Genomic DNA, 14,924 nt, shown 5'->3' with positions numbered 1-14,924 from the left:
ATGGCCAGCCTGCTGTCACGCGGCCTGTTGGCCTTGCTGCTGTTGAGCGGCCTGCCGGTGCAGGCGGCCACGCCTGCCTGCGATGCACCCTGGGCGATGTGGAACACCTTTGCTGCGCGCTGGGTGCAGGCCGACGGGCGGGTGCTGGAGTCCAGCCTCAAGGCCAACCACAGCACCTCCGAAGGGCAGGCCTATGCGCTGTTCTTCGCCCTGGTGGCCAATGACCGCGAGCGCTTCGCGCAGATCTGGCGCTGGAGCCGCGAAAACCTCGCCGGCAACCAGCCAGGCAAGATGCTGCCCGGCTGGCTGTGGGGGCAGGGCACCGATGGCAGCTGGCAGGTGCAGGACCGCAACTCGGCCTCCGATGCCGACCTGTGGTTCGCCTACGCCCTGCTCGAGGCCGACCGCCTGTGGAAAAACCCCGGCTATCGCGCCGACGCGCAGGCCTTGCTCGGCCAGGTCAAGGCGCAGGAAGTCGCCGAACTGCCAGGCCTGGGCCCGACCTTGCTGCCCGGCCCGGTGGGCTACGTGCAGCCCGACCACCTGTGGCGCCTGAACCCAAGCTACGTGCCGCTGCCGCTGCTGCGCCGGCTGGCCGCCGCCGACCCGCAAGGCCCGTGGAAGGGCGTGCTGCAAAGCAGCCTGCGCTTGCTGCGCGAAGGCGCAGGCAATGGCCTGGCCGCCGACTGGGTGGGCTACCGCGGCACCTCGGCCAAGGCCGGGGTGTTCACCCGCGATGCCAGCACGGGCGATCTGGGCAGCTACGATGCCATCCGCGTCTACCTGTGGGCCGGCATGACCGACCCGGGCGACCCGCAGGCCGCCGCCGTGCTGTCGGCATTGCAGGGCATGACGCGCCTGACCGCGCCCAGCGGCGTGCCGCCGGAAAAAGTCGCCCCGGGCACTGGCGCAGGCCAGGGCAGCGGGCCGTTCGGCTTTTCTGCCGCGCTGGTGCCGTATTTCATGGCCAACGGCCAACCCTGGCTGGCCGAGTTGCAGGAGCGCCGCGCCCGCCGTGAGCTGGACGCCGCCGTGCAAGGCTCGCGCGACCCCGCCCTGCCGTCGGTCTACTACGACTACATGCTCAGCCTGTTCGGCCTTGGCTGGCACGATCAACGCTACCGCTTCGCCGCCAACGGCCAATTGAAGCCCTCCTGGGAGTCCGAATGTTCCGCAAAAGCCCCCTGACCCTGGGCCTGCTGGCCGTGCTCATTCAGGGCGCCGCCCTGGCCGAGACCACCGACCCGACGCGTCTTCTGGTCGACCAGGGGCTGTTCTGGCAGGCCCAGGACAAGCCCAAGCGCGCCGCCGAAGTGTGGAACAAGCTGTTGCTGCTCGACGCCCGCCAGCCCGACGCCCTGTACGGGCTTGGCCTGATCGCGGTCGCGGACAAGCAGCTGGCCCGGGCCGGCGAGTACCTGACGCGCCTGCAGGCACTCAGCCCGGCGCCGCGGCAGGCCCGCCAGCTGGCGCAGGATATCCGCCTGGCCCAACCGGCCAACGCCAAGCTGCTGGAGCAGGCGCGCCTGGCGGTCGACAACGACGACCGTGCCGGTGCCGACCAGCTGTACCGCCAGGCGCTGGGCAACCAGCCGGCGCAGGGCCGCGTGGGCCGTGAGTTCTACAACAACCTGGGCTTCCTCGACGGCCACTGGGCCGAGGCGCGCCAGGGCTTCGAGCGCCTGCGCCAGGAGCAACCGGACGACCCCTACGTGACGCTGTTTCTGGCCAAGCACCTGGTGCGCCGCCAAGACACCCGCGAGGAGGGCATCGCGGCGCTGCAGCGCCTGGCCAAACGCGAGGACATCGGTGGCGACGCCGACGAGACCTGGCGCCTGGCGCTGACCTGGCTGGGCGCCCCGAATGCCCGCCAGCAGCCGCTGTTCGAGGCGTTTCTGGCCAGCCACCCGGATGACCAGGAAATTCGCGACCTGCTCGGCAAGGGCCGCGCCGGCGGCGGCGCTGGCAGTGCCGGCTGGCAGCGCGACCCGCAGGTCCAGCGTGGCCTGAAGGCGCTGGATGCCGGCGACCAGGCCAGCGCCGAGCGCGAACTCGGCGCACGCCTGAAGACCGCACCGAACGACGCCGATGCCCTGGGTGGTATGGGTGTGCTGCGCCAGCAACAGAACCGTTTCGAGGATGCCGAGCTGCTGCTCGCCCGCGCGGTCAAGGCCGGCGGGCGCTCGTGGCAGAAGGCGCTCGACGAGGTGCGCTACTGGTCGCTGCTCGACCAGGCCAGGCAAAGCCAGGCCCAGGGCCGCACAGCCGATGCCCGGGCTCAGCTCGAGCAGGCCCGGCGCATGCGCCCGCAGGCGCCGGAGGCCGCCCTGGCCCTGGCCGATGTACAGGCAAGCGCAGGCAACCCGGCCGCCGCCGAAGCCCTGTACCGGCAGGTGCTGGCGCGCCAACCCGACGACCAGCAGGCGCGTCGCGGCCTGATTGGCGCACTGGTGCAGCAGGGCAAGCAAGACCTGGCCCTGCGCGAGGTGCAGCAGCTGTCTGCCGAAGAACAGGCCAAGCTCGGCGGCCTGGGCCGTATGCGCGCCGACGTGGCGCTGCAGCAGGCGCAGCTGGCCGAACAGCGCGGCGACACCGCCGCCCAGCGCGCCGCCCTTGAAGAAGCCCTGCGCAACGACCCCGACAACGCCTGGGCACGCTACGGCCTGGCCAGGCTGTACCTGGGCATGGGCGCCGGCAACGAAGCTCGCAGCCTGATGGATGGCCTGTTGCGCGCCCAGCCCGATGACCCCGACGCGCTGTACACCTCGGCGCTGTTCGCGATGCAGCAGGGTGAGTGGGGCAACGCCCGCGAGCGCCTGTCGAGTATCCCGGCCAGCGCGCGCAGCGAGCAAGTCAGCCAGTTGCTCGGCGATGTGGAATTCCGCCAGCGCCTGCAGGAGGCCGACGGCCTCACCCGGCGCGGCAGTTACCAGGAGGCGAGGGTGCTGCTGTCGCGCCTCGAGCCGTTGACCGGCGGCCTGCCCAAGCGCCAGGCGCAATTGGCCTCGGCCTACGCCGACGCCAAGGACGACCAGCGCGCCCTGACCATGCTGCGCGGCCTGATGGCCGGCAGCACCCGCAACGAGCCCGGCCTGACCCTGCGGTATGCCGGCATCCTGCTGCAGGCCGGCCAGGAGAGTGAAGTGGCCGGTATCCTGCGCGACCTGCAGGGCCAGCCACTGGACGCCCAGCAGCGCCGCCAGTACGACGACCTGCTGTACCTCTACCGCGTGCGCAAGGCCGACAAACAGCGTGAGCAGGGCGACCTGGCCGGTGCCTACGACACCCTGTCGCCGGCCTTGGTGCAACGCCCGCAAGACCCGCTGGCCGGCGCTGCGCTGGCGCGCATGTACGCCGCCAACGGCGACACCGCCAAGGCGCTTGAGATTTATCAGCCGCTGGTCGAGCGTAACCCCGACGACGCCCGCCTGCTGGTCGGCGCTGCCGACGTGGCCGCGCAGCTGCGCGAGGACGACTACGCCAACAAGGCCCTGGAACAGGCCCTGAAAGTCGCCCCGGACGACCCCGACGTGCTCGGCGTCGCCGCACGCATCTACCGCTTCCAGGGCCACACCAGCAAGGCTGCCGAGCTGCTGACCAGGGTGGTCAACCAGCAGAGCCGCCAGCAGCACAACAGCACCTACGCCGCCGCGACGCCGGCCAGCGTGCCGGGCAACCCGTTCGCCCGCCAGGACCGTGCGCGCAGCGCGCAATCGGTGGACGAGCTGCTGGCGCCGACCTTGGCGCAGGCACCGGCGACGCGCCTGCCGGACACCGCACAGCCCGCCGCAGGCAACCCGTTCGCGCCAGCGGCCAAGGGCAGCCGCCCTGACCCGCGGGCCGGCATGAGCGAAGCGGCCAGGGCGCTCAGCGACATCCAGCAGGAGCGCAGCGCCTACGTCGCCCAGGGCCTGGAGGTCAGCGGCAACGACAGCGAGTCCGGCCTTGGCCGGATGGTCAGCGTGCAGGCCCCGTTCGAAGCCAGCGCCCCGCTGGGCGACAGCCGCGTAGCCTTGCGGGTGACCCCGGTTACGCTCAACGCCGGCAGCCCCAGCGGCGAGGCGGCAACCCGCTTCGGCGGCGGTGGTGACGGCACGGTCGGCTCGCAAAAGGCCTCGGGCGTGGGCGTGGCCCTGGCGTTCGAGAACCAGCCCAGCGGGGTCAAGGCCGACATCGGCACCACGCCGCAGGGCTTTCTCTACAGCACCTTGGTCGGCGGTGTTTCCATCGAACGGCCAGTGGCCGGCAACCCCGACCTGCACTGGAGCGCCAAGGCCTCGCGGCGCGCGGTGACCGACAGCGTCACTTCGTTCGCCGGCAGCGAAGACAAGCGCACCGGGCAGAAGTGGGGCGGCGTCACCGCCACCGGCGGGCGTCTGGAACTGGGCTATGACGACCGCCAGGTCGGTGCCTACGTATACGGCTCGCTGCACAGCCTCGATGGCCACCACGTCGAGAACAACACCCGCGCCGAGCTGGGCAGCGGCGTGTACTGGTACCTGCAAAACAGCGAGGACACCCAGCTCACTGCCGGCCTGAGCCTCATGGCCATGGGCTACGACAAGAACCAGGGTTACTACACCTACGGCCACGGCGGCTATTTCAGCCCGCAAAGCTTCTTCGCCCTGGGCGTACCGGTCAGCTGGGCGCGCCGTTTCGAGCGCCTGACCGTGTCGCTCAAAGGCTCGGTGGGGGTGCAGTTCTTCAACCAGGACGCAGTGGACTACTACCCCGGCGACAAGGCGCGCCAGGCACTGGCCGAGGCCGACCCGGACCTGCAATCGGAGTATTCCAGCAACAGCAAGACCGGCGTCGGCTACAACCTGGCCGCCGCTGCCGAGTACCAGCTTGGGCGCAATTTCTTCCTGGGCGGCCACATGGGCCTGAACAACTCCCAGGACTATCGCGAATTCAACGGTGGCATGTACGTACGCTACATGTTCGAGGACCAGTACCGGCCCATGGCCTTGCCGGTCAGCCCTTACCGCTCCCCGTATTCCCATTGAACCGTTTCTAGGAGACACACCATGCCTGCTTCTGCAATTGCCGGCCTGACCATGCTGGTGCTGGGCGAAAGCCACATGAGCCTGGCCAACCACCTCACCGAGCCACTCAACGCTGCCGTGGTGGCCAAGGGCGGCCATGCCTATTCGATCGGTGCCTGCGGCGCCAGCGCCGGCGACTGGCTGATCACCAAGAAAGTCGACTGCGGTGCCGAGCAACAAGACAACGGCAAGCTGCAGATCAAGGGCCGCGAGGCCAGCACCACGCCGATCAAGCAACTGATCGCCACCCACAAGCCTGACGTGGTGGTGCTGGTGATCGGCGACACCATGGCCAGCTACGACAAGCCGGCCTTCCCCAAGGCCTGGGCCTGGCAGAGCGTTACCAGCCTGACCAAGGCGATCAGCGAGACCGGCACCAAGTGCGTCTGGGTCGGGCCGGCCTGGGGCAAGGTTGGCGGCATGTACAAGAAGAACGACCAGCGCACCCAGCTGATGTCGCAGTTCCTCGCCGCCAACGTGGCGCCGTGCAGCTACGTCGATTCGCTGACCCTGTCCAAGCCGGGGCAATGGGTCACCACCGACGGCCAGCACTTCACCGTGGCCGGCTACAAGGCCTGGGCCGGCGCCATCGTCGAAGCCATCGACAAGCTGCCGGCCAGCAGCCTGAAGGGGGGCAAATGATGCGCCGCGTCGCTGGCGGCCTGGCCGCGCTGCTGTGCCTGGGCAACGCCCTGGCTGCCGAAATCCCGTTGTACCCCACCGGGCCCAGTGAAGACTCGGCCTTTCTGCGCTTTTTCAACGCCGGTGCCGCTGAACTGCGCCTGAGCGCCGCCAACGGCGCCAGCCTGAGCCTGGCCCCGGGCCAGGCGTCGAACTTCCTCACCGTGCCGGCCGGCAAGCCGATCGAAGGCAAGCTGGCGCTGGGCAGCCAGCAGCAGGCGCTGAAAGTCAGTGTCGAGCCCGGCGAGTTCGCCACGGTGGTCGGTGTGCCCGGCGCCAGCGACCTGCGCCTGGTGACGGTGCGCGAGCAGCCGGACGACTTCAACGCGCTGAAGGCCTCGCTGGCCTTCTATAGCCTCGATGCCAGCTGTGCCCAGGCCGGGCTGCGTTCGGCCGGCGGCAATGTCGACATCTTCAAGGCCGTGGCTGACGGCAGCGCCCAACGCCGCTCGATCAACCCGCTGAAGCTGGCGGTGCAACTGACCTGCGCCGGTGCCCCGCGCGGTGAACCGCTGGACCTCGGCCAACTGGCCGCCGGGCAGCGCTACACCGTGTTGCTGGCCCCGGGGGCCGATGGCCCGCGCCTGTTCCAGGCCCAGGACACCCTCGCCAACTGAGCCCGCCCACCGGCAAACACTGACGGACGATCATGGTCTTCGCCTCGCTCGAGTTTCTGCTGCTGTTCCTTCCGGCATTCATGCTGGTGTATGCCCTGGTGCGGCCTGCGGGGCGAAACCACGTCCTGTTGGTCGGCAGCTGGTTCTTCTACGGCTGGCTAAGCCCGACCTTCCTGCTGCTGCACGTGGTGCTGACCGTGTTCGGCTGGCTGGGCGGGCTGTGGGTGGCCGGCACTGGCGATGCTTCGCGCAGGCGCCTGCAGCTGCTGGCCGGGCTGATCGTGGCCAACACCCTGGTGCTGTGCTGGTACAAGTACGCCAACATCGTCGCCGCCAGCTTCAACGAGCTGCTCAGCGCCCACGGCGCAATGCCGTTCGAGTGGCAGAAGGTGGCGCTGCCGGCGGGCCTGTCGTTCATTGTTCTGCAGGTGATTTCTTACCTGGTCGACGTGCACCGCAAGGTGGTGCCGGTGGAGCGCAACTTCGCCAACTTCGCCACCTACCTGGCGATGTTCGGCCACTCCATCGCCGGCCCGATCATCCGCTACGACTGGGTGCGCCAGGAGCTGCGTCAGCGCTACTTCAACCCGCTGAACTTCGCCCTGGGCGCGCGGCGCTTCATGATCGGCATGAGCATGAAGGTGCTGGTGGCCGACAGCCTGTCGCCACTGGTGGGGGTGGTGTTCGCCCAGCAGGATCCTTCGTTCGTCGATGCCTGGCTGGGCTGCCTGGCCTACTCGCTGCAGCTGTTCTTCGACTTTGCCGGGTACAGCGCCATGGCCATCGGCCTGGGGCTGATGCTGGGCTTTCACTTCCCGGAAAACTTCAACCACCCGTACTGGGCGCGCAACATCCAGGACTTCTGGCGGCGCTGGCACATCTCGCTGTCGAGCTGGCTGCGCGACTACCTGTACATCGGCCTGGGCGGCAACCGCCGCGGGGCCTGGAAGACCTACCGCAACCTGTTCCTGATCATGGCCATCGGTGGCCTGTGGCACGGTGGCGACAGCTGGAACTACCTGCTGTGGGGTTGTGCCCATGGCATCGCCCTGTGCCTGGACCGGGCCTGGACCCGCGCCGGCCTGCCCGACCTGCCGGCCTGGCTGGCCCACAGCCTGACGCTGTTGTTCGTGTGCCTGGCCTGGACGCTGTTCCGCGCGCCGGACTTCGCCACCGCGCTGGGCATGTATGCCGGGCAGTTCGGCCTGCACGGCTTCGCCCTTGGCGATGCACTGGCCGCCACCCTGCGGCCGGTGCACGCGCTGGCCGCAGGGCTGGGCGTGGCGTGTCTGTTGCTGCCGCTGCTGCAGGCGCGGGCAGAGCAGCGCTACGGCCAGGCCTGGGCGTTCCGCGCGGTGGGGGCAGTGTGGCCGATACTGGGCTTTGCCCTGTCGTTCGCGCTGATCGCCAGCCGTGAAACCGTACCGTTTCTGTACTTCCAGTTCTGAGGCGCGCGCATGTCGAAGAAAGATCCATCCCTGGCACCGGTGCCACCCAGCCCGATGATGCAGCGCCTGAGCCCGCCGGCGGGGCTGGTGATGTTCGGCTTCATGCTGCTGGGGCTGGTGGCCTGCCTGTGGGCCATGCTGACCGGCAAGGTCGACCTGTGGCCGGAGCACCTGGGCTGGGACGGGGTACGCAACGGCGAAATTACCCACCACATCGCCCATGAACTGGCCAACGTGCCGGTGGCCAAGGGCGCGGCAGACCTGGAGCGTGCCTTCAGCTGGCTGACCGTCGGCGATACCGGCCCACGGGTGCGCAGCGGTTGCCCGGGTTGGCTGTTTTTGGCCGACGAGATCCGCATCCATCCCCACGCCCAGGCCAACGCCGAGGCGCGGGCCGCCAAGGTGGTGGCCGTGCGCGACTGGCTGGCGGCGCGCAACATGCGCCTGGTGGTGCTGCTGGTGCCGGACAAGAGCCGCATCGCCGCCCAACAGCTGTGCGGCCTGCAGCGCGCACCGCAGCTCGCCGGGCGCCTGCAGCACTGGAAGGCCAGGTTGGAGCAGGCCGGCATCGCCACCGTGGACCCGACTGCCGCGCTGCAGGCGCTGGGCAGTGCGGCGTTTCTGCGTACCGATACCCACTGGAGCGAGCAGGGCGCGCAAGCGGCGGCCACGCAGCTGGCGGCGGCGGTATTGGCCAGCGGCGTGGCCCCTACGCCTGCGCAAAGCCTGGTTCGCACGCTGTTGCCCGAAGCCCGTCGCCCGGGCGACCTGGTGCGCCTGGCCGGGCTCGACTGGCTGCCAGAGCGCCTGCAGCCGGCCGGTGAAGTGCTGGCCGCTTCGCGTTTCGAGGTGCGCAGCGAGGCTTCCTCGGGCAGCGAGGATGACCTGTTCGGCGACAGCCAACTGCCCAATGTGGCTTTGATCGGTACCTCGTTCTCGCGCAACAGCAACTTCGTGCCGTTTCTGGAGCAGGGCGTGGGCGCCAGTGTGGGCAACTTCGCCAAGGACGGCGGCGAGTTCACTGGCGCCGCCAAGGATTACTTCAGCAGCGAGGCGTTCAAGCAAACCCCGGCGCAGTTGCTGATCTGGGAGATCAACGAGCGCGACCTGCAAAAGCCCTGGGTCGATGACCTGCCGTTGCCCTGAAGGGCGGTGCCGTACCTGCAGAATGCGCAAGCGCGCCGCGTACCCTGTGGGAGCGGGCTTGCCCGCGAACACCGGCGAAGCCGGTGCCAGACATCGCGTCGGCTGCTTCGCGGGCTTGCCGGCGATGACGCCGGCACAGGTAGCACGATACCGTCGCCCTCGCTGCGGGGCTCGGCAAGCGCTACTATCGTTATTCTTTAAAGATATTTAAATTATTTTTCTTATTCCTTTATAGTCGCCCCACTGCGTACCCGCCGACCAATCGGCGCGCCGCACGACTCGAACCCACACGGGTAAACCCCGTGCGTTTCTGAATCGTTGCGCGCCCTGAACGTCGCGCACTGCGTGGGAGTGAACAATGCCAGCCGCCTCGAACGCCTTGTCGATCAACGACAGCGCCCTGCCGCAAAATTTCGAAATCCGCCCTTTCAGCGGCGCCGTCGGTGCCGAGATCGTCGGCCTGGACCTGGCCAAGCCGGTCAATGCCGAGGATTTCAGCCGTATCCACCGCGCCCACCTGGACCACCACGTGCTGGTGTTCCGCGACCAACGCATCAGCCCCGAACAGCAGATCGCCTTCAGCCGCCGCTTCGGCGAGCTGCAGATCCACGTGCTCAAGCAGTTCCTGCTGGCCGGCCACCCCGAGATCCTGATCGTTTCCAACATCATCGAGGACGGTCGCAACCTTGGCCTGGGCGATGCCGGCAAGTTCTGGCATTCGGACCTTTCGTATAAAGAGCTGCCAAGCCTGGGCTCGATGCTGCACGCCCAGGAGCTGCCCAGCGAGGGCGGCGACACCCTGTTTGCCGACATGCACAAGGCCTGGGACGCGGTGCCCGAAGCGCTGCGCAAGGTGGTCGAAGGCCGCGACGCCGCCCACTCGTATACCGCCCGCTACGCCGAGACCAAGTTCGAAGGCAGCTGGCGCCCGACCCTCACCGCCGAGCAACTGGCCCAGGTACAGGAAGTCATCCACCCGGTGGTGCGCACCCACCCGGAAAACGGCCGCAAGGCGCTGTTCGTCAGCGAAGGCTTCACCACCCGCATCGTCGGCCTGCCCGAAGACGAAAGCCGCGACGTGCTCAAGCAGCTGTACGCCCTGAGCGTGCTGGAGCAGAACATCTACCGCCACCAGTGGCAGCCCCATGACCTGGTGTTCTGGGACAACCGCTCGCTGATTCACCTGGCCACCGGCTGCCCCGCGCACCTGCGGCGCAAGCTGTACCGCACCACCATCCAGGGCGATGCCCCGTTCTGACGACTGAGGAAATAATCATGCGTAAATCCATCAGCCGCCTGGCGGCAAGCATCGGCCTGGGCGCAAGCCTGGTGGTCGGTAGCCTCGCGGCACCCACCCTGGCCCACGCCGAGGGCAAGATCCGCATCGCCGAACAGTTCGGCATCGTCTACCTGCTGCTCAATGTGGTGCGCGACCAGCAACTGATCGAAAAGCACGGTAAGGAGCAGGGCATCGACATCCAGGTGGACTGGGCGCAGTTGTCCGGTGGCGCGGCGATCAACGACGCACTGCTGTCGGGCTCGGTGGATATCGCCGGTGCCGGCGTCGGCCCGCTGCTCACCGTGTGGGACCGCACGAAGGGCCGGCAGAACGTCAAGGCCGTGGCTTCGCTGGGCAACTTCCCGTACTACCTGGTCAGCAGCAACCCCAACGTGAAGACCATCGCCGATATCAGCGACAAGGACCGCATCGCCCTGCCGGCGGTGGGTGTGTCGGTGCAGTCGCGCTTCTTGCAGTACGCCGCCGCCCAGCAGTGGGGCGACAAGGAGTACAACCGCCTCGACAAGTACACCCTGGCCGTCCCCCACCCGGACGCCACCGCGGCCCTGCTGGCCGGTGGCACCGAGCTTAACGGGCACTTCTCCAACCCGCCGTTCCAGGACCAGGCGCTGGCCAACAAGAACGTGCACATCGTGCTCAACAGCTATGACCTGCTCGGCCCCAACTCGCCGACCCTGCTGTTCGCCACCGAGAAATTCCGCAAGGACAACCCGAAAACCTACAAAGCCTTCGTCGATGCCCTCGCCGAGGCCGCCGACTTTGCCCAGCACGACAAGGCTGCAGCCGCCGACACTTACATTCGCGTGACCAAGGCCAAGATCGACCGCAACGAGCTGATCAAGCTGATCGACAACCCGCAATACGAATTCACCGTCACCCCGAAGAACACTTACAAGCTGGCCGACTTCCTGTACCGGGTCGGCGCCATCAAGCACAAGCCTGAATCGTGGAAGGACTACTTCTTCCAGGATGAACGCCCGTTGCAGGGGAGCTGATCGCACATGAGCGCCCCATTGCCAGGCCACACGGCCAGCAACCTGAGCCGTGTCGCCACCCCACCGCTGCTGGCGGTGGACAACCTGAGCCTTGAATACCGCACCGCCCAGCGCGTGGTGCGGGCCACCCACCAGGTCAGCTTTGAAGTCGACCGCGCCGACCGGTTCGTGCTGCTGGGGCCCTCGGGCTGCGGCAAGTCGACCCTGCTCAAAGCGGTGGCCGGCTTCATCGAACCCAGCGAAGGGCAGATTCTGCTGCAAGGCCAGCCGGTGCGCGGCCCGGGGCCGGACCGCATCGTGGTGTTTCAGGAGTTCGACCAGCTGCCGCCGTGGAAGACGGTGAAGCACAACGTGATGTTCCCGCTGCTGGTATCTGGCCAGCTCAAGCGTGCCGAGGCCGAGGAGCGTGCCCTGCATTACCTCGACAAGGTCGGTTTGGCGGCGTTTGCCGATGCCTACCCGCACACCCTGTCGGGCGGCATGAAGGCGCGGGTGGCCATCGCCCGCGCTCTGGCCACCCAGCCGAAGATCCTGCTGATGGACGAGCCCTTCGCCGCCCTCGACGCCCTTACCCGGCGCAAGATGCAGGAAGAGCTGCTGCTGTTGTGGGAGGAGGTGCGCTTCACCTTGCTGTTCGTCACCCATTCCATCGAAGAGGCGCTGGTGGTGGGCAACCGCATCCTGCTGCTGTCGCCGCACCCGGGCCGGGTGCGCGCCGAGGTGCACAGCCACCAGTACGACCTGGGCAGCCTGGGCGCCAGTGACTTCCAGGCCAGTGCGCGGCGCATCCACCGCTTGCTGTTCGATGAAGCCGAGGCGCCTGAGCAAAGCGCCGAGCTTGGCTTCAACGACATCCGCATCGCCTACTGACAGGAGCACGCACATGAGTACGACACCTGCTCGCCAGGAATACGAAGTGCAGCTGCAGCCCCTGCCGGGGGTGCCGCTGGAACGCCAGCTGCCGGTGCTGCAGCGCTTGTGGCAACTGGGCTGGTTGCGCAAGGGGCTGATTTTGGCGCTGCTGGCGATCGTTTGGGAGGCGGTGGCCCGCTACACCGACAACGACCTGCTGCTGCCGAGCTTCTTGCAGACGGCTGCAGCGTTCGGCGAGGGCATGCTCAGTGGTGAACTGCCGGCCAAGGTCGGCGTGTCGCTGGTGGTGCTGCTCAAGGGCTACGTGCTGGGCATCGTGCTGGCGTTCGGGCTGACCAGCCTGGCCGTATCGACCCAGTTCGGCCGCGACCTGCTCGGTACCCTGACCTCGATGTTCAACCCGCTGCCGGCCATCGCCCTGCTGCCCTTGGCGCTGTTGTGGTTTGGCCTGGGCGACAACAGCTTGATCTTCGTGCTGGTGCATTCGGTGCTGTGGGCCTTGGCGCTGAACACTTACCAAGGCTTCCAGGGGGTGTCAGAGACCCTGCGCATGGCCGGGCGCAACTATGGCCTGCGCGGCCTGCGCCTGGTGCTTTACGTGCTGGTGCCGGCGGCGCTGCCGTCGATTCTGTCGGGGCTGAAGATCGGCTGGGCCTTCGCCTGGCGCACGCTGATTGCGGCAGAATTGGTGTTCGGCGCCAGCAGCGGCAAGGGCGGGCTGGGCTGGTACATCTTCCAGAACCGCAACGAGCTGTACACCGACAAGGTGTTCGCCGGGCTGGCGGTGGTGATTCTGATCGGGTTGCTGGTGGAGGGGCTGGTGTTCAATACCCTGGAGCGGCTGACGGTGAAGCGTTGGGGGATGCAGCGCTAGGTGCCCTGACCCAAACCTGTAGGAGCCGGCTCTTACAGGTACAGCGCAGTTTTGAAGGTCACGCGGTCCATGTGGGAAGCGGCCTTGTGTCGCGATGGGGCGCAAAGCGGCCCCAGGATCCTGGCATCATGCAAAATTGTTGGGGCCGCTACGCGCCCCATCGCGACACAAGGCCGCTTCCCACAGGTCCGCGCCAAGGTACAGATTCTCAGCCCTGGTACTGCGCCGCAGCATTGGCCAGGGTTTTGCCGATCTCATCGCGCAAGGCTGCCGGCTGCTCCACCACCAAGCCTTCCCCTTGCCCCAACAGCCACCAGCGCAGCGGCCAGCCATCCACCACCGTGGCGCGTAGCCGGTGGCCCTGCTCCAGCGCGGTCAACTGCATGTCGGCGGTCAGCGGCGCCTCGCGCAGCTGGCGGGCCAGCTGGTCGCTTACCCAGGCCTGCAGCTCGATGCCCTGTTCCTGCACCGGCTGCAGCGAGTCCCCACGCAGGTACGCCTGCAAATCGAAATTGCCGCGCAGCTCGCCGCCGGCACTGGACGACCAGTGCCAGCCGAACGGGATGCTCTTGTCGTTGCGCTCCAGCGGGAAAATCAGCGACAGCTCGTTGAGGTCGCGCTCGACCGTGCGTTTGCTCACGGTAAAGCCCACGTCACGCAGGCGCCAGACAAGCTCGGCGCTGGTGATGCCGGGGGAGCGGCCGGGCAGTTGGCGCAGCAAGGCCCATTGGCGGCTGAGGGTGGCGCGGGTGGTGGCGAACGGCAAAAGGGAACGTCCTTGTCTAGGCTTGCCGCCTAGGATGGCGGCATGGGCGGGTCATGGCAATTGGCCACAGCCCGTTCAGATCAAGGAAGAGGCAATTGGTTGCCGAACGGTAGTTCGTTCGCGACAGGTTTTGTCGTGCCGTCGCGCAGAATCACGCCTCAGCGCAGTCGAGGTCGGGCTGTGAGGTTCAATGAGGATGAACATGCCTGCTGCCAGCAATATCCATTCAATGCTCGCGCGGCTGCTGCCCGAGCGCATCGCCCCGGCGCCGTCGCGCCCGGGGCAGCGCCATCGCCTGTTCGCCGGTATCGGCCTGCCCAGCCAGCCAGCGCTGGCCGGCGAGCGCTTTAGCCTGATCCACCGTCTGGACGAAGCGGTGGACATGCATGCGGTGTACGCCGACCTGTGCCGCCAGGCGCTTCTGGGTAACGTGGCGGTGCTCAACGACCTGGGCTGGATCTGGCTCAACGGCAAGTATTGGCGCGGCGATACCGTGCTGGCCGGGCACCTGCTGCGCATGGCCGCACTGCAGGGCAATGCCGCTGCCTGGTTCAACCTGGGGCAGCAGCATTACTTCGGCAAGGGTGTGGATATCAGCTACGCCAATGCCGCCGAGTATTACCGCCACGCGTTCGAGCGCGGCCTGCTGCATGCCGCAGCGGCGCTGGGCGACCTGTACGAAGAAGAGGTATGCGACGGCGACCAGGACTGGCAGGTGGACCCGCCGCAGGCCTACCAGTGGTTTTTGCGCGGCGCCCAGCGCGGCGAGACGCGCTGCCGCTTCGAGGTGGGCTACCGGTTGCTGCACGGGCTGTATGTGGAGCCCGACACCAAGGCGGCGCTGTACTGGCTGGAGCTGGCGGCGGCCACTGGGGTGATGCAGGCTGCCGAAGAGCTGGCGGTGCATTTCAGCCGGCGTGATGAGGCGCGCTACATGGGCTGGCGCGACCAGGCGATCCAGCTGGGCAGCACCCTGGCGTTGACCATGAAGCTGGAAGACCAGATACAGCCGTGACCTGGTTGTGATTTCTAAAAGCTGGCGCGCTCTCTGTGGGAAGCGGCCTTGTGTCGCGATGGGCTGCTTCCCACAGGGGCGTGGCGTATCTGCCAGACCAGTTCTCTGCGCGGGCTTGATGAACAACCTTTCATCCACCCCTGCGGTCACCTGCGGTTGACGAC

Annotated in this window: 12 protein-coding genes; 11 read left to right on the top strand and 1 reads right to left on the bottom strand. The window is 67.7% G+C overall.

Features of this window, described 5'->3' with window-relative positions; translation table 11 throughout:
• The 10 genes from bcsZ to KSS93_RS01220 all read left to right on the top strand — a co-directional run bounded on the left by bcsZ (position 1) and on the right by KSS93_RS01220 (position 12,979).
• Positions 1–1,188 carry a cellulose synthase complex periplasmic endoglucanase BcsZ gene (gene bcsZ, locus KSS93_RS01265; RefSeq protein ID WP_217886835.1) on the top strand — a complete coding sequence of 396 codons (1,188 nt, stop codon included), beginning with the start codon at positions 1–3 and terminating at the stop codon, positions 1,186–1,188.
• Positions 1,167–5,006 (top strand): cellulose biosynthesis protein BcsC, encoded by a 3,840-nt coding sequence (locus KSS93_RS01260; protein WP_217886834.1) that lies wholly within the window; start codon positions 1,167–1,169, stop codon positions 5,004–5,006. The genes bcsZ and KSS93_RS01260 overlap by 22 nt, the downstream gene beginning before the upstream one ends.
• Before the next feature lie 21 nt (positions 5,007–5,027).
• Entirely contained in the window at positions 5,028–5,687 is a 660-nt protein-coding gene (locus KSS93_RS01255; protein ID WP_217886833.1) for an SGNH/GDSL hydrolase family protein, read from the top strand.
• Positions 5,687–6,343 (top strand): alginate O-acetyltransferase AlgF, encoded by a 657-nt coding sequence (locus KSS93_RS01250; protein ID WP_217888661.1) that lies wholly within the window; start codon positions 5,687–5,689, stop codon positions 6,341–6,343. Before KSS93_RS01255 ends, KSS93_RS01250 begins: the two co-directional genes overlap by 1 nt.
• Before the next feature lie 32 nt (positions 6,344–6,375).
• Complete coding sequence (locus KSS93_RS01245) at positions 6,376–7,791, top strand: MBOAT family O-acyltransferase (RefSeq protein ID WP_217886832.1); 1,416 nt, start codon at positions 6,376–6,378, stop codon at positions 7,789–7,791.
• A 9-nt stretch (positions 7,792–7,800) separates the two neighbouring features.
• The gene (locus KSS93_RS01240) at positions 7,801–8,937 is read left to right on the top strand and encodes an alginate O-acetyltransferase AlgX-related protein (protein WP_217886831.1); all 1,137 of its coding nucleotides are present in this window, start codon (positions 7,801–7,803) and stop codon (positions 8,935–8,937) included.
• A gap of 358 nt (positions 8,938–9,295) precedes the next feature.
• Positions 9,296–10,195 (top strand): TauD/TfdA dioxygenase family protein, encoded by a 900-nt coding sequence (locus KSS93_RS01235; RefSeq protein WP_217886830.1) that lies wholly within the window; start codon positions 9,296–9,298, stop codon positions 10,193–10,195.
• 17 nt (positions 10,196–10,212) lie between these two features.
• The gene (locus KSS93_RS01230) at positions 10,213–11,232 is read left to right on the top strand and encodes an ABC transporter substrate-binding protein (protein ID WP_217886829.1); all 1,020 of its coding nucleotides are present in this window, start codon (positions 10,213–10,215) and stop codon (positions 11,230–11,232) included.
• A 6-nt stretch (positions 11,233–11,238) separates the two neighbouring features.
• Entirely contained in the window at positions 11,239–12,102 is an 864-nt protein-coding gene (locus tag KSS93_RS01225) for an ABC transporter ATP-binding protein (protein WP_217886828.1), read from the top strand.
• 13 nt (positions 12,103–12,115) lie between these two features.
• Positions 12,116–12,979, top strand: coding sequence for an ABC transporter permease (locus tag KSS93_RS01220; protein ID WP_217886827.1), 864 nt, complete (start codon positions 12,116–12,118; stop codon positions 12,977–12,979).
• A gap of 208 nt (positions 12,980–13,187) precedes the next feature.
• Here KSS93_RS01220 and KSS93_RS01215 read toward each other — a convergent pair whose 3' ends face one another.
• The gene (locus KSS93_RS01215; RefSeq protein WP_217886826.1) at positions 13,188–13,745 is read right to left on the bottom strand and encodes a WYL domain-containing protein; all 558 of its coding nucleotides are present in this window, start codon (positions 13,743–13,745) and stop codon (positions 13,188–13,190) included.
• 202 nt (positions 13,746–13,947) lie between these two features.
• Here KSS93_RS01215 and KSS93_RS01210 point away from each other — a divergent pair, with 202 nt between their 5' ends.
• The gene (locus tag KSS93_RS01210) at positions 13,948–14,760 is read left to right on the top strand and encodes a tetratricopeptide repeat protein (protein ID WP_217886825.1); all 813 of its coding nucleotides are present in this window, start codon (positions 13,948–13,950) and stop codon (positions 14,758–14,760) included.
• Positions 14,761–14,924 lie beyond the last annotated feature (164 nt).

This window comes from Pseudomonas xanthosomatis (assembly GCF_019139835.1).
Lineage (GTDB): Bacteria > Pseudomonadota > Gammaproteobacteria > Pseudomonadales > Pseudomonadaceae > Aquipseudomonas > Aquipseudomonas fakonensis.
Note: the sequence above shows the minus strand (reverse complement) of the source record. Positions and strands in the feature narration are given on the sequence as shown.